This is a genomic window from Gracilibacillus sp. D59 (genome assembly GCF_052246695.1).
Lineage (GTDB): Bacteria > Bacillota > Bacilli > Bacillales > Amphibacillaceae > Gracilibacillus.
The window spans coordinates 271,584-292,634 of sequence record NZ_JBQQCK010000001.1 but is presented as its reverse complement, the minus strand read 5'-3'; the positions used below and the strand labels follow the sequence as shown (position 1 = coordinate 292,634).

General features: G+C 36.9%; 21 protein-coding genes. 19 read left to right on the top strand and 2 right to left on the bottom strand.

Annotation, left to right across the window (positions count from 1 at the left end; all coding sequences use genetic code 11):
• Window positions 1-164 precede the first annotated feature (164 nt).
• From ACTWP4_RS01445 to ACTWP4_RS01435, 3 genes are all read left to right on the top strand, one after another.
• A complete protein-coding gene (locus ACTWP4_RS01445) occupies window positions 165-947 on the top strand; it encodes a metal-binding protein ZinT (protein WP_443126976.1) in 783 nt (260 codons plus the stop codon).
• Between the two features lie 169 nt (window positions 948-1,116).
• Window positions 1,117-1,449, top strand: a complete 333-nt coding sequence (locus ACTWP4_RS01440) for a PadR family transcriptional regulator (protein WP_443126975.1) — start codon at window positions 1,117-1,119, stop codon at window positions 1,447-1,449.
• Window positions 1,449-2,426, top strand: a complete 978-nt coding sequence (locus ACTWP4_RS01435; RefSeq protein ID WP_443126974.1) for a permease prefix domain 1-containing protein — start codon at window positions 1,449-1,451, stop codon at window positions 2,424-2,426. The genes ACTWP4_RS01440 and ACTWP4_RS01435 overlap by 1 nt, the downstream gene beginning before the upstream one ends.
• Window positions 2,427-2,539: 113 nt before the next feature.
• Here ACTWP4_RS01435 and ACTWP4_RS01430 read toward each other — a convergent pair whose 3' ends face one another.
• Entirely contained in the window at window positions 2,540-3,283 is a 744-nt protein-coding gene (locus tag ACTWP4_RS01430) for an amidohydrolase family protein (RefSeq protein WP_443126973.1), read from the bottom strand.
• A gap of 778 nt (window positions 3,284-4,061) precedes the next feature.
• Here ACTWP4_RS01430 and ACTWP4_RS01425 point away from each other — a divergent pair.
• Complete coding sequence (locus tag ACTWP4_RS01425; RefSeq protein WP_443127350.1) at window positions 4,062-4,556, top strand: L,D-transpeptidase family protein; 495 nt, start codon at window positions 4,062-4,064, stop codon at window positions 4,554-4,556.
• A 327-nt stretch (window positions 4,557-4,883) separates the two neighbouring features.
• Here the strand turns inward: ACTWP4_RS01425 and ACTWP4_RS01420 are convergent, their stop codons facing one another.
• Window positions 4,884-5,858 carry a homoserine kinase gene (locus tag ACTWP4_RS01420; RefSeq protein ID WP_443126972.1) on the bottom strand — a complete coding sequence of 325 codons (975 nt, stop codon included), beginning with the start codon at window positions 5,856-5,858 and terminating at the stop codon, window positions 4,884-4,886.
• Between the two features lie 418 nt (window positions 5,859-6,276).
• On the opposite strand from ACTWP4_RS01420, the gene ACTWP4_RS01415 reads away from it, so the two are divergent.
• From ACTWP4_RS01415 to ACTWP4_RS01345, 15 genes are all read left to right on the top strand, one after another.
• Entirely contained in the window at window positions 6,277-7,050 is a 774-nt protein-coding gene (locus tag ACTWP4_RS01415; RefSeq protein WP_443126971.1) for a DeoR/GlpR family DNA-binding transcription regulator, read from the top strand.
• 67 nt (window positions 7,051-7,117) lie between these two features.
• Window positions 7,118-8,101 (top strand): sugar ABC transporter substrate-binding protein, encoded by a 984-nt coding sequence (locus tag ACTWP4_RS01410; protein WP_443126970.1) that lies wholly within the window; start codon window positions 7,118-7,120, stop codon window positions 8,099-8,101.
• Window positions 8,102-8,178: 77 nt separating this feature from the next.
• A complete protein-coding gene (locus ACTWP4_RS01405) occupies window positions 8,179-9,678 on the top strand; it encodes a sugar ABC transporter ATP-binding protein (RefSeq protein WP_443126969.1) in 1,500 nt (499 codons plus the stop codon).
• 44 nt (window positions 9,679-9,722) lie between these two features.
• Window positions 9,723-10,667 (top strand): ABC transporter permease, encoded by a 945-nt coding sequence (locus ACTWP4_RS01400; protein ID WP_443127349.1) that lies wholly within the window; start codon window positions 9,723-9,725, stop codon window positions 10,665-10,667.
• 43 nt (window positions 10,668-10,710) lie between these two features.
• Window positions 10,711-11,730 (top strand): carbohydrate kinase family protein, encoded by a 1,020-nt coding sequence (locus tag ACTWP4_RS01395; RefSeq protein WP_443126968.1) that lies wholly within the window; start codon window positions 10,711-10,713, stop codon window positions 11,728-11,730.
• Window positions 11,731-11,741: 11 nt separating this feature from the next.
• The gene (locus tag ACTWP4_RS01390) at window positions 11,742-12,605 is read left to right on the top strand and encodes a class II fructose-bisphosphate aldolase (protein ID WP_443126967.1); all 864 of its coding nucleotides are present in this window, start codon (window positions 11,742-11,744) and stop codon (window positions 12,603-12,605) included.
• A gap of 315 nt (window positions 12,606-12,920) precedes the next feature.
• Window positions 12,921-13,451 carry an RDD family protein gene (locus ACTWP4_RS01385; RefSeq protein WP_443126966.1) on the top strand — a complete coding sequence of 177 codons (531 nt, stop codon included), beginning with the start codon at window positions 12,921-12,923 and terminating at the stop codon, window positions 13,449-13,451.
• Window positions 13,452-13,524: 73 nt separating this feature from the next.
• Window positions 13,525-14,655, top strand: a complete 1,131-nt coding sequence (locus tag ACTWP4_RS01380; RefSeq protein ID WP_443126965.1) for a sensor histidine kinase — start codon at window positions 13,525-13,527, stop codon at window positions 14,653-14,655.
• Between the two features lies 1 nt (window position 14,656).
• Window positions 14,657-15,289 carry a response regulator transcription factor gene (locus ACTWP4_RS01375; protein ID WP_443126964.1) on the top strand — a complete coding sequence of 211 codons (633 nt, stop codon included), beginning with the start codon at window positions 14,657-14,659 and terminating at the stop codon, window positions 15,287-15,289.
• Window positions 15,290-15,415: 126 nt separating this feature from the next.
• Window positions 15,416-16,348: an ATP-binding cassette domain-containing protein gene (locus ACTWP4_RS01370; protein WP_443126963.1), complete on the top strand. Its 933-nt coding sequence runs from the start codon at window positions 15,416-15,418 to the stop codon at window positions 16,346-16,348.
• 12 nt (window positions 16,349-16,360) lie between these two features.
• Entirely contained in the window at window positions 16,361-17,626 is a 1,266-nt protein-coding gene (locus tag ACTWP4_RS01365; RefSeq protein ID WP_443126962.1) for an ABC transporter permease, read from the top strand.
• Window positions 17,626-18,741: an ABC transporter permease gene (locus ACTWP4_RS01360; RefSeq protein WP_443126961.1), complete on the top strand. Its 1,116-nt coding sequence runs from the start codon at window positions 17,626-17,628 to the stop codon at window positions 18,739-18,741. The genes ACTWP4_RS01365 and ACTWP4_RS01360 overlap by 1 nt, the downstream gene beginning before the upstream one ends.
• Before the next feature lie 298 nt (window positions 18,742-19,039).
• Window positions 19,040-19,474, top strand: coding sequence for a PTS sugar transporter subunit IIA (locus tag ACTWP4_RS01355; RefSeq protein WP_443126960.1), 435 nt, complete (start codon window positions 19,040-19,042; stop codon window positions 19,472-19,474).
• 4 nt (window positions 19,475-19,478) lie between these two features.
• Complete coding sequence (locus ACTWP4_RS01350; RefSeq protein WP_443126959.1) at window positions 19,479-19,745, top strand: PTS sugar transporter subunit IIB; 267 nt, start codon at window positions 19,479-19,481, stop codon at window positions 19,743-19,745.
• 38 nt (window positions 19,746-19,783) lie between these two features.
• Window positions 19,784-21,049, top strand: a complete 1,266-nt coding sequence (locus tag ACTWP4_RS01345) for a PTS ascorbate transporter subunit IIC (RefSeq protein WP_443126958.1) — start codon at window positions 19,784-19,786, stop codon at window positions 21,047-21,049.
• The last annotated feature ends 2 nt before the right edge of the window (window positions 21,050-21,051 follow it).

Here is a 21,051-nt window from a genome sequence, read left to right as displayed (position 1 = left end):
GTTCTTTTTTTAGGCTAAGACTAGTATTTAGCTTACATTTCGATACTTTTACAATTGCCACTGACTTAACCCACAACTATTACCAATTTTTTCTTGACGAGAACATAAGGTATATGTATAATTATAAATCGTAATCATTACGCTTTGAGGAGGGGTGTTGTAAAATGAAAATGTCATGTGCAAAAGGGTTAAGAGTTTTAGTTATCAGTATGTTACTTTTAGTAGTTGGGTGCAAGGCTACAAATTCATTACAGGACGGGTCTGGAGATAATGAAACAACAACATCTTCATCAGCTACAGAAAACTCGTCTGAAGAACAAGAACAAACTTCTGAAAGCCAAACACAAGAAGATGGCGAACATACACACGAAGAAGATGATCATGATCACAGTCATGTGCATGATGAAGAAACAGAACAAATTTATGCCGGTTATTTTGAAGACAGCCAGGTAGAGGATCGTCCACTTTCAGATTGGGAAGGAGACTGGCAATCTGTATATCCATATTTAGAAGATGGTACGCTTGATGAGGTATTTGCCCACAAGGAAGAAGAGGGTGATAAGACAGCTGAAGAGTATAAGGAGTATTATGATGAAGGGTATCAGACAGATGTTGATCGTATCGTAATTGAAGGAGATACTGTAACTTTCTTTGAAGACGGTAAAGAAAATTCAGGTGAGTATGTCTATGATGGATATGAAATTCTAACATATGATGCGGGAAATAGAGGAGTCAGATACATATTTACACTAGCTGAAGAAGCTGAAGAACTTCCTCAGTATATCCAATTTAGTGATCATAGTATCTATCCGACTGAAGCTGACCATTATCACCTGTATTGGGGTGTCGACCGAGAGGCTTTATTGGAGGAAGTCACAAACTGGCCTACCTATTATCCATCAGAAATGGGTGGACATGATATTGCTCATGAGATGATGGCGCATTAAACTTTAAAAAAGCAATAAAAAGATGGTGTGATTTGATATTTCACGCCATCTTTTTGTTTAAGTAAAAATTTTCAAAATATTTTACTTCACCTGTCGTAGTAATTGTGATAAAATGAAATTACTACGACAGATGAAGTATATGGATTTTAAGGAAAGGAGGATCAGCTTTTTGATTAGTAGTGATGTTATTCGTGGATACAATGATACAATCATTCTTTATTTACTGTTAGAAAAAGAGTCATATGGATATGAAATATCAAAAAGAATCAAAGAGCTATCCGATGAAAAGTACGTCATCAAAGAAACTACTCTTTACTCAGCCTTCAACCGACTATTGAAAAAAGGCTTTATTGAATCTTTCCATAAAGAACAAACCTTCGGGAAAAAACGAACGTATTATAAAATGACCGAAGCAGGATTGCTTTATTATAAAGAAAAATGTCGAGAGTGGGAGTTAACAAAAGAAGTGATTAATCGATTTATAAAGGAGGAGTTTCTATAATGGATACCATTATTAATTACTTGGATAATATGTTTTCTTCATTACCTAAATCACCTGAAATGAGACAATTAAGAGATGAGCTTTTAGCTAATATGGAGGATAAATATCATGAATTAAAACAGGGTGGTAAGACGGAGAATGAAGCAGTAGGTATTGTTATTTCAGAATTCGGTAATATTGACGAAATTATTGAAGAATTTGGGATTTCACTTGAGGAAGATAGAAGGTCAAAGCCATTACTAACAGAGGCTGAAGTGGAGGAATACCTCAACACAAATAGAACAACAGGTAAGTTGATCGGAATAGGAGCGACTTTGTGTATTTTAGGTGCTGCAATGCTTGTTCTTTTACTTGGTATAATTGAAAATGGGTTCATTAATATCTCTACGGAAACAGGAACATATGTTGGATTAATTTTTCTTCTATTATGTGTAGCGATTGCAGTTGGTTTGTTTATTTATGCTGCGATGAAACTAGAAAAGTATAAATCTATCAGTTTCGAAGGAGATTTTGATTTGTCAATTGGGCTTAAGGATAAAGTTAGGGCAAAGAAGGATGCTTTCCAACCAACTTATATGGCAGTAATGATTATTGGAGTTGTTCTCATTATTTTCTCACCAGCTGTTCTCTTTACCATGATAGCTTTTAACGAACAAGCAGCTAATTTTGGTGTGTGTATTATGTTAGTACTTGTCTCTATAGCAGTATATTTATTTGTCTATTTTGGTAATGTTTATGCTGCATACGAAAAGCTACTAAAGGGTAAATCTCAAAGAAAAAAAGCAAAAGAAGAAGAAGGAGACCGTATTATTGGTGCGGTAGCATCGATTATTTGGCCGTTAGCTGTCATTGTTTTCTTAATAAGTGGTCTCGTTTACGGTCAATGGCAGATTAATTGGATAGTGTTTCCTGTTACAGGTTTGTTATTTGCTATGTTCAGTGGAGCTTATTCTATTTTGGTAAGAAAAGAAGGATAAAGATTGGAAAGTGCGCGCCCATTTCAAAATACATGCATTACTTAAGCTCAATACAGAAAAAGGTAGGTAATGCATGTTAGGGTATCAACTAATACAATAGCGTTTAAGAGATTTCATTTTAAGTACCAATTAAAAGCATTTTTATATAGAACCTTTTCAACTTGATTTTCGTCAAGAACATCGTAAACTAGCTCTAAATCAGAAACATTAAAAGGTCTATTTGCTCTTGTTGAAGGTAAGTCTGTTCCGAACATTAATGCATCTGGGTTGATAGAATATATATTCCGAATTGCTTCTCCTGGGTCGAAATCAATTCTTCCGAAACCAGTCGCTTTTACTTTCACTCCTTTATCTACTAAAGATAAAAGGGTGGAAAAGCCACTTTTTGATAAACCCAGATGGTCTATAGAAACCGCAGGCAGCTTTTCGACTGTTGTTGCTATCTCCGTTAAGGATTTAGAATTGATGTATAGCTCTGTATGCCAATTCACTAACTCATAGACTCTTCTAGCAAAGTAATCCAAACGTGAGATATCCTCAGAACCTCCACGATTGACATTAAAACGAATAGCTCTCACACCAAGTTTGTGTAGTTTAATGATTTCATCATCTGGTGTAGTGTAAGGTAACTGAGTGACTCCAACAAAATTTTCACCAAGGGTTTGTAATGCATCGATTAAATAGGATTGATCAAATCCTTGAAAAGAGCCTGATACAACAGCTCCTCCAACCACATTAAAATTATTTACACTGTGGAGGTAATCTTGACTGGTAAAAGGATCAGGGATATATCCTTGGTTTTTAATCAATGGAAATTTCGTGTCAATAATATGTAAGTGTGAATCAAAAATTTTCATGTTTTTCTCCTCCAGTATCTAACTTACAGCGAAAAAACAGTGAGCTTTTTCTCCATGAAGAGACACACCCATAATTAAATAACAAATTCTATCAGTTTTTTTGATGTAACTCTATCAAGTAATGAATAAGGGAAATTAAGTAACATAGCAATAATATTATAATTGTACCAATTGATAACAATGTGGTTTCTATATGGTCTCTACCATCAAAAATAGTATTAAAAATAATAAAAAGGATATAGCAAATTACAAAAGTCCCCAAAAATAATCTAACTGATATTCTCAAGGTATTCCCTCCTTTTTCCTACTATCAGAAAGCAAATTTCTATTCATCATTCCTACTACTTCACTTCTACAAATAGCGGAGTTGTCTTCTTGAAGAATCGCATTTGTTTGTAGAACAAATTAAAGCATAGTAACCTCTGTTGGTTGAGACAGTATTAAAAATAACCTTTTAGTAGTAATTATTTTATTTTGATTATCATACATTAAAATGAATTCCCCTTTTCTTCAACTAATTTTAATATACTATTCAAAATGGTGATTTGGAAATTTAAATAAGAACAAACGATAAAATTAATGATCGCCTATGTTGACTCTTGCAACTCGTTAGTTGAAAATGATCTACACGAATCTTGGTAATTCTATGCTTCTTACTCTTAATAAAAGAAATAACTGCTCTTCTTTTGCAAAGGTGCCGGTTCAGGATTATAGATGAAACTATTTTTATATTCTACATAGAATGTATTAAGTTCTAAACTCTATGGAGGTGTTAAGAATTATCCATATAGTTAAATCCGGTGAAACACTAACTCAGATATCTTTAGATTACCGAAAATCACTAAATGAAATCATCCGTGCTAATCCATCTATTAACCCCAACATTATATATCCTGGTCAATCAATTGTTATTCCAGGTTTTCCGCCACAAAGTGCAATCCCATACCAGATTGATGTGTCTATTAACAATCGATGGCTAAAGTTACTAAAAGGTCGAGTTCTGCAGAAACAATATCCCATAGCTGTAGGAAGAATGTTACATGATACACCGATAGGGAATTATATAATTATTAACAAAGCTCCTAACCCTGGTGGCCCGTTTGGTACAATGTGGATGAGTTTATCCAAACAACATTATGGAATTCACGGAACAAATGACCCAAGTTCGATCGGTAAAGCTGTATCTAAAGGTTGTATTCGGATGTATAATAGAGATATTGAGGAATTAGCTAGTATTGTTCCAATAGGAACACCAGTTACAATACACCCATAATTTCCTGAAGTATGTAGATAATCTATATACTTTTAATTTGTTTTTTTAGTTTTTTTGGGTACTACTTTAAGGTACTCTATTAAAAAGAATTCTGATAGTAATTGTTTTATAGATTCATCTGCATAAAAGGAAAAAATCTTTTGTCTTCCCAAATCCTCTCGTAATTTTTACCACTATAAACCTAAAATAAAATAGTCCAGATGGTTTTAAGACCCTGTTCCAATAATTGAAGTTTCCTCTTTCCCGAAGAGTACCACCCCATTAACACTATAAGGCCAAAACATTTAAACGATGGATTCAATGATGGCAAGGAGTTGCATAATCTTCTTATCTGAATAGCTCCCTGTAAAAATTATCTCTGCCTAATTTATCAAGGTAGTCAATTTTTCGTTTTTCGAAAAAATCATTTACATTACCTCTTTCAAAATACCAAATACAATCAATTAAAATTGAAAATTTAATTAAATCAAATAAATGTACTTTTTCAGATTTATTCAGTGGTCTATAATTCGAATATTCTAATACTATTTTCTTTGCATTACTAATATCAAAAACATTTTCTTCTAAACTGAATTTTTCCCAAGTATCCCAATCAAAGCTAGTTTTAAACGGTTCTATCAAACACACAAGGTCAAATGCTAAAAAGGTATAATTGGCATCATCGAAGTCTATTAGAGCCTTAAATTTGTCATTTTGATAAAGGACATTTGTGAAATGAAAGTCACTATGACAAATACCTTTTGGCAATGAGCAAGGAAGCTTTAGCTGATTTAGTTGATATATGTACCACTTTAGTTTTTCTTGAGCATTTAATGTATTAATCTTTTCAGCACTTTCCCGAGCTAACTTTTCGCATTGTTCAACGTTGTAATTCAAGCGGTACTGTATTAAATCCGATTTATAGCCTTTAGTAATATTGTGTAATTCTGCAACTTTTCTAATGAACTGTTTTTTTTGATTATATGTTGGATTATCTATATGCTCACCCTCAATAAAATGAAATAAAACATATGGTTTATCATGATAGATACCAATATACTGTCCATAATGATTACATAATGGAGTGGGACAAGGAAAGTTTTTATCTTTTAAATAGTTTATTAAGTTAATTTCAAAGCAAACCGATTCTTTAGTACGATTTTCATAATATCTAAAAACAAGTTTATCGGTTGTTGTCTTCATAAAATAATTAGTCTGAACTGTACCTGAGGTAATTGGGTAAGCATATTCAAGTTCACCTAGGCTGTAATATGAAAGTATATTTTTAAGATGATCAGTTGAAAAAGTTGTTTTAACCGCCATAGCTTATTCCCCTTAAGAAATTCGTAATTCTACTATTATAAATAACTAATATTTGATTAGGGTCATTGTACATCAAAAGAAGATTTATTTCTTCTATTTTATTGATCTCCTTATTGTACCAACTTGCTTCGTTAGTACAATATACTAGATAATCATTTGCCCTTTTTCATCTGCATATAAATTGCTTTTTGTATTAACTTATATATATATCCAATTATTCTTCTAGTGAAGGATTAAAATGAATGATAAATAAATTGTAGTTATCGACTCTTTCAATCACTATCTAAAAATAGATAGCGATTTTTTTATGTTTTTTCAAGTATATTTTCTTTTTCTCACACATAATGTTTTAAAAATGTTCGATTTAAACATTAACGAACAAAAATAAAATATCATGCATGGAGTGAGGAATAAATATATGGAAAAATCCCTCAATCAAAGGCAACACAAGATTTATAATTTATTAAAAATAGAAGAAGCGGTAAAAGTAAATGATTTATCAAAGCAATTTAACGTAGCAGAAATGACAATAAGAAGAGATTTAGAGAAGCTAGAAGAACACGGCTTAGCAAAACGAACTTTTGGAGGCGCTATCTTATCTGCTAATACGGATATTACTTTTAACAGCCGCAATGCATTACATGTAAAAGAAAAAAAGATGATTGGCTATCTTGCAGCGCAATATGTTCAGAATGGCGATTCTATTTTTATTGATGCTGGCACAACAACCTCCCATTTTTCCCGTTATTTATCAAGTAGCCTGGCGATATCACTTGTAACAAATGGAGTGAACATCGTTTCTCAGAATCAGGATTCAAACAAAGAAAAAATTTTACTAGGTGGTATTTATAGAGAATCCACCAAGTCTTTAGTTGGACCTATTACCCAGTCACATCTGGGAAATTTATATTTTGACAAGGCATTTCTTTCCGCTTCCGGTTTTTCTGTGGAGAAAGGATTTACAAACTCGAACAGTTTGGAGGTTCAAATTAAACAAAAGGTAATAAAGCAATCGAATGAAGTAAATCTGCTTATTGATAGTTTTAAATTTGAAAAAAATTATCTTCACAAGATTTGTGACTTACACGACGTCCACCGTATTTTTACAGACAAAATGCCACCTGACAATCAGAATATAATCATTCAACAATCTGGAGTGGAACTAGTCATATGTGACATCTTTTTACAATAGGATGGATAACGTTAATAATCACATTAATTACGTGATTTATTAAAAATTTAAAAGGGAGAGGTCAGCTATGAAAAGGAAATGGTTATTATTTTTATTATTATCAGTCTCATTTGTCTTATTGTTAGTAGCTTGTAATGAGGACACACAAAGTGATGGGGAAAAGGATCTGGGGAATGACGCTGATGAAGAGAACTCTGATGGCTATACATTCGGATATACCTCGATGACGCAAAACAATCCTTTTTTTCAAGTCTTAGAAGAAGCAATTAGAGAAAAAGTGGAAGCGAATGGAGATGAGTTGATCACAACCAATCCCGCGATGGATGTGGAGTTGCAAATCAACCAAATAGAGGACATGATTGCCCAGGATATCGATGCGATTTTTCTAAATCCAGTTGATTGGGAAGGAATCAGACCTGCGTTAGTAATGTTAGAAGAAGCTGGTATTCCGATTATTAATTATGACACAGAAGTCAAGGATTTTGAATATGTGACAGCGTATGTAGGATCTGACAACAAAAATGCAGGAAAAGTAGTAGGAGAAGACTTAGTGGAAAGATTTCCTGATGGTGGGGAAATAGCGATTCTCGACAGCCCGACAATGAATTCGATTAATGATCGAATAGAAGGATTTATGGAAGCAATTGACGGTCATAATTTTGATATTGTGGCACAACAAGATGCCAAAGGAGATTTAGAGACTGCTTTAGGTATTACGGAAGATATTCTGCAAGCACATCCTGACATTATTGCAATCATGGGAGGAAACGATCCAAGTGCATTAGGAGCTTTAGCGGCAGCAAAGTCAAATAATGTGCAGGATATTGCGATTTATGGTGTAGACGGTTCTCCGGATGCAAAAGCTGAAATCGCAGAAGGTAGTCAATTCGTAGGTACCGGGGCCCAATCCCCGATTTCTATCGGAGAAAAGTCTGTTGAAGTAGCGTATCAAATTTTAAATGGTGAAGATTACGAAGAGAGAACCCCAGTAGATACGTTTCTTATTAATGAAGAAAATGTAGAGGAGTATGGGGTAGACGGCTGGCAATAAAGCGGTTAGGAGTTTTACATACGGTGTAAAACTCCTTTCTATACAGATTAGATAGAAGGTCGAAAAGAGGTGAGGGTATGAGTAGAGAACTATTAAGTATGAATCGAATCACCAAGTCATTTCCAGGAGTGAACGCATTAAACGAAGTAGAATTTCATTTGGAGCCAGGCGAAGTGCATGCTTTGCTGGGAGAGAATGGTGCCGGGAAATCAACGTTGATTAAAGTTTTAGGAGGCATCTATCACCCAGATGATGGTGAAATTTCTGTTAATGAAAGGAAAGTGAAGATAGAGAAGGTTACCGACGCTCAAGAAAATGGGATAAGTATTATCCATCAAGAAATTGTGCTCGTACCGTATTTGTCGATTGCAGAGAATATTTATCTGGGAAGAGAACCATTAACAAGAGCCGGATTCGTTGATATGGATAAAATGATTGAGTATTCCACAAAGTATTTAGAAGATTTTGGTCTGTACTTGAATCCGAGAACAATTATAAAAGATTTGACGGTAGCACAACAACAAATGATCGAGATTATTAAAGCGGTTTCATTTGAAGCGAAGATTATTGTAATGGATGAACCAACGTCTTCGTTAACAGACAAGGAGGTGAAGGCTTTATTCCAGACAATTCGCCGGTTGAAAAAGCAAAAGGTAGGCATCATCTATATCTCCCACCGCATGGAAGAATTATTTGAGATTACCGATCGCATCACGGTAATGAGAGATGGTGAGTATATCGGAACAGTGCAGACGCAGGAGACCACTCGTGATGAATTAGTAGCGATGATGGTAGGGAGGAGCGTTAGCAATATTTATTATAGAGAAAAAGGAAGGAAGAATGAGGATAAGGTCTTAGAAGTTAACCATCTTTCAAAAAAAGGTGTAATCGAAGATATTAGTTTTAACTTAAATAGAGGTGAAATTTTAGGTTTTTCAGGTTTAGTTGGCGCAGGAAGATCAGAGCTAATGCGGTGTCTTTTTGGTATCGATGCATTTGACGAAGGTGAAATTCTGTTGAATGGCAAGCAGGTAGAAATTGAACGGCCCAATGATGCGATTGAGTATGGATTAGCTTATGTACCGGAAAGCAGAAAAGATCAAGGCTTGTTTCTGTCTAAAGCAGTGGATTACAATATATCGATTAAATTTCTCAATAGATTTATTAAATGGCTACGGGTAGACAATAAAGTCGAACAGCAGCAGGTAAATTATTATATTAATGAGTTAAAGATTAAGACACCCCATGCGAAACAGACAGTGAGAAATTTAAGTGGTGGAAACCAGCAGAAGGTACTGATATCAAGGTGGTTAGCAACAAAACCAGATGTATTAATACTAGATGAACCGACAAGAGGGGTTGATATAGGGGCAAAGTTTGAAATCTATTCGATTATGCAAAAATTGGTCGAAGAAGGGGTCTCAATTATTATGATTTCTTCGGAGTTACCAGAAATTATTCATATGAGTGATCGAGTCGTTGTGATGTACAAAGGGCGAGTTGGTAATGTATTAGAAGGAAACGCAATAAAACAGGAGCAAATCATGTATTACGCTACAGGGGGTGGAATTAGGTGACTCCATTAACCTATGAAAATGGCAGAGAATCGATATGGTTTAAAATGAGCAATGCTGTTACGAGTTTTATGAGAGAGAATATGGGGATTTTAATTGGATTACTCGTATTATGTACCTTTATCTCAATTATGAATCCTGATTTTTTGTCTACTAATAATCTTATGAATGTCTTAAGACAAACCTCAACTAACATGTATTTAGCGATAGCGATGACAATGGTCATCATCTTAGGTGGTATAGATTTATCCGTCGGCTCTATTATTGCGGTAACCGGTGTTGTAACAACATTGTTAATTGCGATTTTAGGATTTCCGGTTTGGGCAGGAGTTTTAGCAGGATTATTAGTTGGTATGCTTTTTGGTGCGTTTAACGGGTATGTGGTGGCCACTACTATTATTCCACCATTTATTGTGACCTTAGCTACGATGAATATTGCCAGAGGTGCCGCCTATGTCTTTAGTGATGGAAAACCGGTGAGAGTGATGTCTGATTCCTTCAATAACATTGGTTCTGGTTATATTGGAGGAGTTCTGCCAGCACCTGTTCTCTATCTTATTATTATTTTAATCATTGCTTACTTCATTATGAATAAAACAAAATTAGGAAGATATATGTATGCTGTTGGTGGTAATCCGGAAGCTGCAAAATTTGCCGGAATTAATATTAAAAAGATAAAAATCATAGCTTATACCTTTAGTGGTTTGATGGCAGGGGTAGCAGGGATAGTGTTATCTTCTAGGATGTTTTCTGGTCAGCCAACTGCAGGTGATATGGCGGAGTTAGATGCGATTGCCGCCGTTGTATTAGGTGGTACGAGTATGACTGGTGGGGCAGGTAAGATCGGAGGAACGGTCATCGGCGCACTGATTATCGGTGTCTTAAGCAACGGCCTTAATTTAATGGGAGTTAGCTCCTTCTGGCAATACATCGTAAAAGGTATCGTTATCCTTATCGCAGTATACGCAGATGTCATCAAGAAGCGGAAATAGTAAAACGCTATATGTAATTTTGTAGAATACAGGGGGTGTATTTTTGCGTAATGGGATAGCGATTGCTGGTACTGTTATGGTCGATGAAATCAAAACAGTGAAAGGATACCCGGCAAAATCAGAATTAACGACGATTGAACGGATGAGTCGGTCAATGGGAGGAGCTGTTTCTAACTGCTCACTATCTTTGGCTCATATAGATCCAGCTTTACCTATTGAGGTCATTGCTTATTTTGGAGCAGACGAGAAGGGACATTATTTATATGAAGGTTTTTCTAAATATAAGAATATTGATTTAAGTAAGGTTCAATTTACTAAGGAGACACCATTTACGGATGTAATTTTTGATGAATTCGATAAAACAAGAACCTTTTATACGTTTAAAGGAAATTCTACTTCATTTAACGAAGATGCTTTTCCACTCACTGATATTAGGGCGAAAATTTTGCATGTTGGTTATGTCCTCTTGCTAGATGCCTTAGATAAAAACGATGAGCAATATGGGACAAAGCTGGCAAAATTATTGTACCATGCCCAAAAAGAGGGGATCCAAACATCGATTGATATCGTGAGTGAAAATAAAGATAGATATGAAATGATTGTGCCGCCAGCTTTAAAATATACAAATTACTGCATTGTAAATGAATATGAAGCAGCAAAAAGTACAAGAATAGAATTACGTGAGCAGGATGGCAGATTAATAGGAAGAAACATAAAAGGTGCGTTGGGTGAAATGAAGAAGATGGGAGTAAAGGATTGGGTGGTGATTCATGCACCAGAAGGAAGTTTTGGTTATAACGGAGAAACATTTTATAGTTTACCTTCTCTGCTGATCGACAAAGATAGAATCAAAGGTACGGTTGGAGCTGGTGATGCCTATGCAGCAGGTGTCCTATATGGTGCGGAAAAAGGGTATTCACTGTATGAATCTATGAAAATCGCCACCGCCAGTGCTGCTTCCTCTTTGTTGGAAGAAGATAGTACTTCCGGGGTGAAAGATATACAAACATTAAAAGAGATGTATGATGACTGGAAGAAAAGAGATGAGATTTCTTTTTCATAGGGGGATAAACGATGTTAATTACACTTAGAGAAAACCTGGAAATGGCGGAGAAAGGGAACTATGCGGTAGGAGCCTTTAATGCTCCTACCATAGAATCGGCAAGAGCTGCATTAGAGGCAGCGGAGGACTTAAAAGCTCCGCTTATTTTAGCGCATGCCGAGGTTCATAATGAGATTATGCCACTACAGTTTATCGGACCAATTCTGGTGGAGATGGCGAAAAACGCAAGAGTGCCGGTTACGGTTCATTTGGATCACGGTTCTAGTTTCAAGTTAATCGAACAAGCGATTGACATAGGTTTCACATCTGTCATGATTGATGCTTCTCATTTACCTTTTGAGGAAAATGTCAAAGAAGTGAAAAAAGTAGTAACGTATGCGAAAGCACGAAATGTTTCGGTAGAGGCAGAATTAGGGGTGATGACTGACTCCAAAATAGGTGGCGGAGAAAGCTATGATGGTGCAAGTAAAGAGAGGGAAGATAATGACGGTATTTATACCGATCCGGAAACTGCCAAAGCATTTGTGGCGGAAACAGCTATCGATGCATTAGCAGCTGCATTTGGCACCGTACATGGTATTTATTTAGAGGAGCCTAAATTAGACTTTGATCGATTGGAGCAAATCTATCAAGGAACAGGTAAACCTATCGTGATGCACGGCGGTTCCGGCTTAAGAGAAGAGGATTACACACAGACCATTAATGCAGGGGTAAGAAAAATCAATTACTATAGCTATGCAGCAAAGGCCGGGGCTGAAGCCGTAAAACAATATGTCAATCACTCAAAACACATTTTCTATCACGATATCACCACCGTCGCCAAAAAGGCGATGAAACAAAACTACCAACGCGCCATCGAAATATTCATGAATTAGGCGGGATGGATCTCAGCCACAAAGATATATTCACCGATACTAGAATAAAAAGATACACAAGTTGCCTGTAACTGCCTAGGTTAAGCTAAGATAACTGAGGAGTTACAGGTTTTCAATGTTAGGAACAATGTTGTGAAAACCCCCTGTAGTTTACCAAAATTATAGTATAATAGATTAAATGTCACCAAATACTTTTTAACAGACAGTTTTATCTCGCCAACCGGTTAACTTATAGTTAAATCATTTTTTCGGCGCCTCTCATTGTCGAAAGAATAGAAGGAAGCACATAATTAAAAAGGAAAAAGGAGGCTTCATATGTCTGATTACTCGCTAACAGTCGCTACAAGAAAAAGCCGATTTATCGCCTTATTTATCGATTGGTTATGTATCAGTGCCTTTCTTATCCTACTCTTAGGTTTAACACAGCTCTTTTATTGGCTCGTTTTTAATGGAATTCCCATTTTGTCGTATTTGCAATCTCAACTAATTGCTATTTTCACAACTGTGATTCCAGCCATTATCGTATTTTCAATTATGGAAGGGTCATCTCGTTCTTCCACTTTCGGTAAACGAATCCAAAGCTTGAAAATAAGCTATCCTGATCATCCCAAAACAAGGAGTACAATACGTAATATAGTGAAGTTTCTGCCGTGGCAGTTAGGCCATATGGGAGTTATTCACGGTATGTATCATAACTTCAATTGGGTAGCGCTGACGCTTCAAAGCATATCAATGTTGTTAGCTTTTCTCTATATTATGATGGTTCTTGTACGTCGGGATCATCGCCATCTTGCAGACTTAATAGCTGGAACGACGGTAGTAAAAAGTAACTCCTCAAATCCTTAATGCGATGCTTGATGAATCATAGTATAATGAGGGGAAAAAAGGGTGACCGTTACTTTCGAAGGAGTATTTCTATATGAATAAAACCTATTTTATGTGGATTGCTATTCATATCCTTGTATGGCCTATAGCAATTTGGGGATCGGATCTACATTTATCTTCACAGCAGTTGGCAAGTTTATGTTTATTTTTAATTATCTTGTTTATTATTCCACTATTTTCAGAAAAAGCACTCTTACAAACGATATTATTCTGTGTACAATCACTTACACCATTGATTATTTTTTATCCTGCTGATCAGGTACTCAATCCATATCTAATGCTTGTTCAAGCATTAGTAATAGCAGAAGCGGTGTTTAGACTCTCTCTGACAAAAAGTATAGTTGTGATGCTGGCTCAGATTGCAGGATTACTCTTGCTTCTAACGCAAACGGCCCTTTCCACTTACCAATTAGCGTGGACGGTCCTTTTTTACATATTAGTTATGGTAGGGTTGTTGTATTTTCAAACGGTAAAAAAAAGCGAAGTAGAGGTCCGGGAAAAGAATGACGTGTTACTCGATGAATACAGAAGGATGAAAAGACAACTAGTGACTGAAGAGGAGAACGCTAGACAAGATGAGCGGATGCTGATTGGACATGAAATTCATGATTCTGTCGGTCATAAACTGACAGCTTTGTTAATGCAATTAGAGGCATTTCGCTTAAATACAGATGAAAAAGATAAGGAAAAAGTTGAAAAACTAAAAGAACTGGCAGAACAAAGCTTGGAGGAAACAAGACGAGCGGTGAAATCCTTTAAACAAAATGAAGTCGGTGGATTGCAAGGTTTAATAAGATTAATTCGTAAATTAGAAATGGAAAAATTCATGAAAATCAATTTTTCCGTCAAGCATGGAGCATTCGCCGCATCATTGACAGGAGAGCAGTCCTTTGCGATTTATCGAGCGGTACAAGAGGCACTAACTAATATTATGAAGCATAGTTCTGCAAGAGAGGCTCACATTTCTTTTGAGGCACCGGGTGGAAGTGTTTTTCGCTTTGAAGTGGTAAATCCTGCAAGAGCAAACTCCTTTTTTCAAGAAGGTTACGGATTACATGCAATGCGAGAACGCTTGGAAAAGGTGGGCGGCACTTTGGAAATACACCATGATGAGCGACAGTTTGCTGTCAGAGGTAGTATTCGACTAACGGAACGGAGAGGATAGTATGATTAAAGTATTGTTGGCTGAAGATCAGGTGATGGTACGCCAAGGTTTGAAGGCGATGATCGAAACAGATGCGGAAATTGAAGTAACTGGGGAAGCGGATAACGGTAGGCAGGCTGTAGCATTGTGTGAAAAACAATTATTCGATGTCGCCGTTTTAGATATTCGCATGCCAGAAATGGATGGAATTGAAGCAGCTAAAGTGTTACGATCCCGTTTTCCTCATCTTAAAATTTTAATGCTGACAACTTTTGATGATAATCAGTATATCATGGATGCGCTAAAACTTGGTGTCAGCGGTTATATGCTGAAGGATGGAGATACTGAATCGCTAATTCGCTCAATCAAAAGTGCTTTAAAAGGAGGTCTGTCACTTCAGGATCGAGTGGCAGCAAAAGTAATGCCATCATTACTGCAAAATGAAGAAAAAGAGGCAGTTGATCCAACATTAACACCACGAGAAAGAGCAATCCTAAAATGTATTGGAGAAGGACTGAATAACAAAGAAATTGCAGAGCGATTGGGATTATCTGTTGGTACCGTTAAAAATCAAACTAGTCAAATATTAGACAAACTAGAATTACGAGACAGAACCCAATTAGCGATATATGCAATTCGTCACCACTTAGTATGATGTGTAGAAAAAATGACTAAAGTAATATATAAATAAAGAATGAGTGACCAGAGTCAGTAGTGACTTTGGTTTTTTTGTTTTATGATGGATATATCAATGACGCAAGAGATTAAAGGAGGCAATCACATGCTTGAAACGATACATTTAAGTAAGTCCTTTAAGGGCAAAAAAGCGGTACAGGACGTTAATTTATATCTCGATAAAGGTGAATCAGTTGGCCTATTAGGTCCAAACGGTGCAGGGAAATCAACAACGATTTCAATGATTTCGACTTTACTAAAGCCAACTTCTGGTGAAATAAAGTTGAACGGCATCAATACGGTAAATAAACCTGGGGAAATAAGAAAAATTTTAGGTGTGGTTCCACAGGAATTAGCACTTTACCAAGAGCTTTCTGCTTATGAAAATCTGAAATTTTTTGGATCTATTTATAAAATGAAAGGTAAAGAATTGGAAAAAAGTATTCAACATGCCTTGGAAATTGTCGGGTTGAAGGAACGCCAGAAGGATTTAGTGAAAACTTTTTCCGGAGGTATGAAGCGAAGAGTCAATATAGCTGCCGCCTTATTGCATCAACCACAAATATTGATTCTCGATGAGCCGACAGTCGGTATTGACCCCCAATCGAGAAATCATATTCTCGAAACCGTACGAGCATTAAATGAAACGGAAGGCACGACGGTTTTATATACGAGTCATTATATGGAGGAAGTTGAGCAGCTATGTGACCGTGTGTACATTATGGATGATAGCGAAGTAATTGCGGCAGGCAGTAAAGCAGAACTGCTCAGCATTTTATCGTCAGAAGATACGATCAAATTGGAATTAAGCATGATTAATGAAGATTTCGTGGAAAAGGTCAAATCTCTGGAAGGCGTTCGTAAGGTGGAAGTGGTTAATTCACAGCTGAAGATCATTGCAAAAAAAGGAAGTGATTTGATCAGTGAGCTGGTCCATTTATCTGACGGACACCAAATTCAATTGCTGAATTATCAAACAGAGACACCTAGCTTGGAGGATGTATTTCTCCATTTAACAGGCCGGACATTGAGAGATTAAGGAGGTGTTGGTATGGGAAGTTTCATCAAAAAGGATTTATTAATGTTTTTGCGTGATCGTAAAGAACTGATTATAACACTTGCGCTCCCAATCATTATCATCGCTGTGTTGAATTTTGCTTTTGCCGGGTTATTAGGGAGTGACGAGGAAATTTCGATGGATTTACAATTGGCTTTGGTCAATCAAGATGATAGTGAAAATGTAGCGCAAGATTTGCAGAAAAAACTGGTTGCTGAGAGTTCGATTGACGAAACAAAGGCAGCTACGATCGCAGAACAAGCAAATTATGGTGATCCCGTGCAAGCTTTGTTTGGTTTTCTTAAGAGTGAGGATTTACAAGAGTTGGTCACTGTACACGAACTGGACGAAGCAGCAGCGGCAGAAAAAGTAGAGCAAGGTGAGATCGATGGCATGCTCGTGATTCCGGATGGTTTTACGGTGGAAAGTCTATATGCCGCCTTTACCGGTAAAGCGCCTAATGTTTCGTTGATCTATAAAATGAAAGAGGAAACGACAAACAATGGGACCTTATATGATATTATTCACGGGTTTATTGATAATCTGAATTACCAATTTGCCATCCAGCATATTGGTGGCAGTAATGAAACGGAAATAGTTCAACCACAAGGTGGTGTGGAACAATTAGGAAAAGGAGAAGCTTTCACATTATCCCAATATTTCACGCTCGCAATGGGGATTTTGTTTGCATTATTTCTATCAATTACTGTAGCAACTAAGACAGGTGAAGAAATCAGACAACAGGTTTTTAACCGGATTTTGGTGTCAAATAGCCATCCTATACTATTTTTGATGGGGAAAATGGTATCAACATTTATATTAGCATCGTTGCAAATGACTGTCGTCTTTATTTTAGCGCACTTTATATTAGACGTATTTCCTGGTCGCTCCGTCGAATTTTGGTTAGGTGTTGGGACGATCATTTTACTTTTTGCTCTAGCGGTTGCCAGTTTAGCGGCAGTGTTCACATCTATTTCTTTAAAAATGAAAAATGTTGATGCTGCGAATGGTGTGTTTAATGCTATTGTTATGGTATTGGGTGTACTTGGAGGGAATTTCGTTCCGATCTACGTTTTCCCTGACTGGATGCAGAAACTTGGTGAATGGACACCAAATGGCTTGTCGCTTTCTGTGTTGATGGAATGGATTCAATACGAAGAAGCATCTTCTTTAATGATACCAAGTTTGATGCTGATAGGTTTCTTTATACTATGTACGGTGATTGGTTTAGCGATGTATCCTAGAAGGGGGGAAGCATAATGAAGTCGGTAATATGGGCACAAATTTCTAAAGATAAACGTAATCCAATCCTTGTTCTTGCTTTTATTATTGGAAGCATTTTGGCGACCCTCTTTTTTGCAGGTGGCATACAAACACCAACAAAAGTAGCTATTTTTAGTGAGGAAGTGAATGCTGAGGAAATTGAAGCAAAATGGGAAGAACTTTTAAATGTGGATGATTCTTTGAATTTTGTTGTAACAGATCCTACTGAAGCACGTGAGGATGTGCGTGATGGCAATATAGACGTAGCTGTGCAATTAATGGAGATGGATTACAGACTTTTAGTGACCTCTGAGCTTCCGACTGTTTCGATAGTCAGACAGCATGTTGATAAGGTGTTTCAACAGGAGGCGCAAATTAGTGCACTGATCAGCTCAACAGGGGATGAAAATGTCCGAAGTGAAGTCGAAAATTATTTGGCTGATGCACCTGTGCAAATGGAAGCACAAGGGTTAGATAGTGAAGAGGTGCCGAACTATAACATGGGTATACAATTAATGTTTGCTTTTACCTTTCTGATCTCAATGTTTCTTGTTGGATTTAAAGTCAATAATGTCACAAATGATAAAGTTTCCGGTGTATGGAATCGGATGATTCTATCTCCGATCAGTAAAACAAGTATGTATTTCGGCTATATTCTGTACAGCTTCTTAATCACCATGTTCCAAATTGTTGTTGTTCTAGTAGTCTTTAAGTACGTAATGAATTATGAGCTGGGCGATAACTTATGGATGCTTGTCTTAATTTCAGCGTTTTTCACATTCAGCATGATCAGTATTGCGATGCTTTTAACTGGACTCGTAAAATCACCGGAGCAATTTTACGCCATCTATCCGTCTATAATACCGTTAATACCATTAGTAAGTGGAGCATACATGATGCCAGGTACGATCACAAATCAAGTTTTGTTGTTTATCGCAGACTTATTTCCACTGGCACATGCAATGGATGCGCTTATGTCCGTTATCTTCTACGACGCCAACTTCAGTGACATCCTGATGCCATTGTTATTCATGATTCTAATTGGTGTTATAGCCATGGGTATCGGCATTAATCTGATTGAAAGACGTGGATTGAACAAAGTAGTGAAGTAAAGTTATTTTAAGTGCTGAACTATAGTGGGTAAGAAGAGAGAACCTGGGCGAGTCGGGGTTCTCTTTTTTGGATTTTTACTGTCTTTTTTTACGATAAAAAACACGTCGTCAGAAGCGATCTAATCGACGTTACGGTTCAAAAAACAAGGGGAAACGTCGATTAGATTTTCTACAGTAGAAAAGGTAGAGTCCCATAAAGCATGAGGGACATTCCCTTTTCTTTTTTGTGTACATAAAATCTGACTGCCAGCTATATATTTGTATTAGGGCTAGTACGTTTCAAAGGTGGGGGATCCCAGTGAAGCTAAATGAAGAAGTTATTCGTGTAGGGCAGTCGGCCTCGGATTGGGAAGAGGCGGTGAAGCAGTGTGGACAGTTATTGATTGAAAATGGAAATGTGGAAGCCCGTTATGTCAATGCAATGGTGAATACGGTTCATACGTTGGGTCCGTATATTGTTATTGCCCCAGGAGTGGCATTACCGCATGCTAGACCGGAGGATGGGGTTTTACAACAAGGGATATGCGTTTGTGTTTTGCAAAAACCTGTTTCTTTTTCCCCAGATAAAGAAGCAATCGTTTTTATTGGTTTAGCTGCGCAAAATAAAGTAATGCATTTGAATTTATTGAAAGCGGTTGCGGAGGTGGTAGGAGATAGTGAAAAGTTAGCACAATTAAAAAAGGCAAGAACGGTACGTGAAGTACAACAGTTGTTTGAGAAAGGGAGCGGGTGAAGGTATGAAGATATTAGCTGTTTGTGGTATGGGCTTTGGTTCAAGTATGATGCTGAAAATGACAGTGGAACAGGTGTTAAAAGAATTAAACCATGTAGCAGATGTAGAGACAGCAGATTTTAGTACAGCAGCTAGTTTACCAGCAGATTTAATCGTAACGAATGCAGAATTTGCCAAACAGCTGGATGATGGATCAAAACCAGTAATAGCGATAGACAATATAGCGGATAGCCAAGAGGTTAAAGAAAAATTGATTGCATATGTTGGGTAAAACTGATGACCGTTTTGATAACCTAGGGGGTGGAAGAAATGGGCTTTTTTGAATTTTTAATGAATGAAGTGTTAAGTATTCCTGAGGTATTAGTTGGTCTGATGGTATTAATTGGTCTTGTTGCTCAACGCGCTATTGTATCAAAGGTTCTAACAGGAACGCTAAAAAGTGTAATTGGGTTTGTCATATTAGGTGCTGGTGCTGGGGTTATTATTGGCTCGCTAGATTCGTTGGGTGGCATTATTGAAGAAGCGTTCCATATTCAAGGGGTGGTACCGAATAATGAGGCAATCGTTGCGTTGGCTCAGCAGACGTTTGGTGCGGAGACAGCCTTAATTATGGGATTTGGATTTATAGCTAACATTTTATTTGCACGGATTACCTCATGGAAATATATTTTTTTAACCGGACATCATACATTATTTATGGCTGCTTTATTATCGGCTGTTCTTGGCACAGCAGGATTAAACGGATTCTGGCTAGTATTTATTGGTTCCTTATTATTAGGATTTTTAATGGTGGCTATGCCTGCATTAGGCCAACCTTTTATGCGTCAGGTAACTGGTAATGACCAAGTAGCAATTGGTCATTTTGGTACAATTGGATATATTTCCTCCGGGTTAGTTGGAAAATGGTTTGGCAATAAAGAAAAGTCAACTGAAGATATCAAAATCTCTGATCGTTGGGCCTTTATAAAAGATTCCTTAGTTTCTACAGCGCTGACCATGGTTGCTATTTTTATCATTATTGCTGTTTTGGCAGGGTCGGATGTTGTCTCTAATTACAGTGGTGACCAGAATTATTTGATGTTTAGTATTATGCAAGGGATTACCTTTGCAGCAGGACTAAGTATTATTTTGTTAGGTGTACGGATGATACTAAATGAAATTATCCCTGCATTTAAAGGGATAGCAGATAAGATTGTTCCAGGTGCTAAACCGGCATTAGATGTGCCGATCGTTTTTCCATATGCACCAACTGCTGTGATGATTGGTTTCTTGTTTAGTTTTGCAGGTGGATTAATTAGTATGGCAGTACTTGGAGTACTAGCACTTCCATTGATTATCCCTGGACTTGTCCCACACTTTTTTACAGGAGCAGGTGCAGGTGTATTTGGAAATGCAACGGGTGGACGTTTAGGTGCTGCTCTAGGCGGTTTTGTTAACGGGGTACTCATTAGCTTTATTCCTGCCTTTTTGTTACCGGTGTTAGGTGATCTTGGATTTGCTAATACGACATTTGGTGATACGGACTTTGGGATAGTTGGTATTTTAATTGGTATTTTAACATCCTTTTTTCAATAAAT

What these genes read in the sequence shown, in the direction of transcription:
- ACTWP4_RS01445 (WP_443126976.1), top strand. Translation starts at nt 165, where the DNA reads ATGAAAATGTCATGTGCAAAAGGGTTAAGAGTTTTAGTTATCAGTATG.
- ACTWP4_RS01435 (WP_443126974.1), top strand. Translation starts at nt 1,449, where the DNA reads ATGGATACCATTATTAATTACTTGGATAATATGTTTTCTTCATTACCT.
- ACTWP4_RS01430 (WP_443126973.1), bottom strand. Translation starts at nt 3,283, where the DNA reads ATGAAAATTTTTGATTCACACTTACATATTATTGACACGAAATTTCCA.
- ACTWP4_RS01420 (WP_443126972.1), bottom strand. Translation starts at nt 5,858, where the DNA reads ATGGCGGTTAAAACAACTTTTTCAACTGATCATCTTAAAAATATACTT.
- ACTWP4_RS01415 (WP_443126971.1), top strand. Translation starts at nt 6,277, where the DNA reads ATGGAAAAATCCCTCAATCAAAGGCAACACAAGATTTATAATTTATTA.
- ACTWP4_RS01410 (WP_443126970.1), top strand. Translation starts at nt 7,118, where the DNA reads ATGAAAAGGAAATGGTTATTATTTTTATTATTATCAGTCTCATTTGTC.
- ACTWP4_RS01405 (WP_443126969.1), top strand. Translation starts at nt 8,179, where the DNA reads ATGAGTAGAGAACTATTAAGTATGAATCGAATCACCAAGTCATTTCCA.
- ACTWP4_RS01400 (WP_443127349.1), top strand. Translation starts at nt 9,723, where the DNA reads ATGAGCAATGCTGTTACGAGTTTTATGAGAGAGAATATGGGGATTTTA.
- ACTWP4_RS01390 (WP_443126967.1), top strand. Translation starts at nt 11,742, where the DNA reads ATGTTAATTACACTTAGAGAAAACCTGGAAATGGCGGAGAAAGGGAAC.
- ACTWP4_RS01385 (WP_443126966.1), top strand. Translation starts at nt 12,921, where the DNA reads ATGTCTGATTACTCGCTAACAGTCGCTACAAGAAAAAGCCGATTTATC.
- ACTWP4_RS01380 (WP_443126965.1), top strand. Translation starts at nt 13,525, where the DNA reads ATGAATAAAACCTATTTTATGTGGATTGCTATTCATATCCTTGTATGG.
- ACTWP4_RS01375 (WP_443126964.1), top strand. Translation starts at nt 14,657, where the DNA reads ATGATTAAAGTATTGTTGGCTGAAGATCAGGTGATGGTACGCCAAGGT.
- ACTWP4_RS01370 (WP_443126963.1), top strand. Translation starts at nt 15,416, where the DNA reads ATGCTTGAAACGATACATTTAAGTAAGTCCTTTAAGGGCAAAAAAGCG.
- ACTWP4_RS01365 (WP_443126962.1), top strand. Translation starts at nt 16,361, where the DNA reads ATGGGAAGTTTCATCAAAAAGGATTTATTAATGTTTTTGCGTGATCGT.
- ACTWP4_RS01360 (WP_443126961.1), top strand. Translation starts at nt 17,626, where the DNA reads ATGAAGTCGGTAATATGGGCACAAATTTCTAAAGATAAACGTAATCCA.
- ACTWP4_RS01350 (WP_443126959.1), top strand. Translation starts at nt 19,479, where the DNA reads ATGAAGATATTAGCTGTTTGTGGTATGGGCTTTGGTTCAAGTATGATG.
- ACTWP4_RS01345 (WP_443126958.1), top strand. Translation starts at nt 19,784, where the DNA reads ATGGGCTTTTTTGAATTTTTAATGAATGAAGTGTTAAGTATTCCTGAG.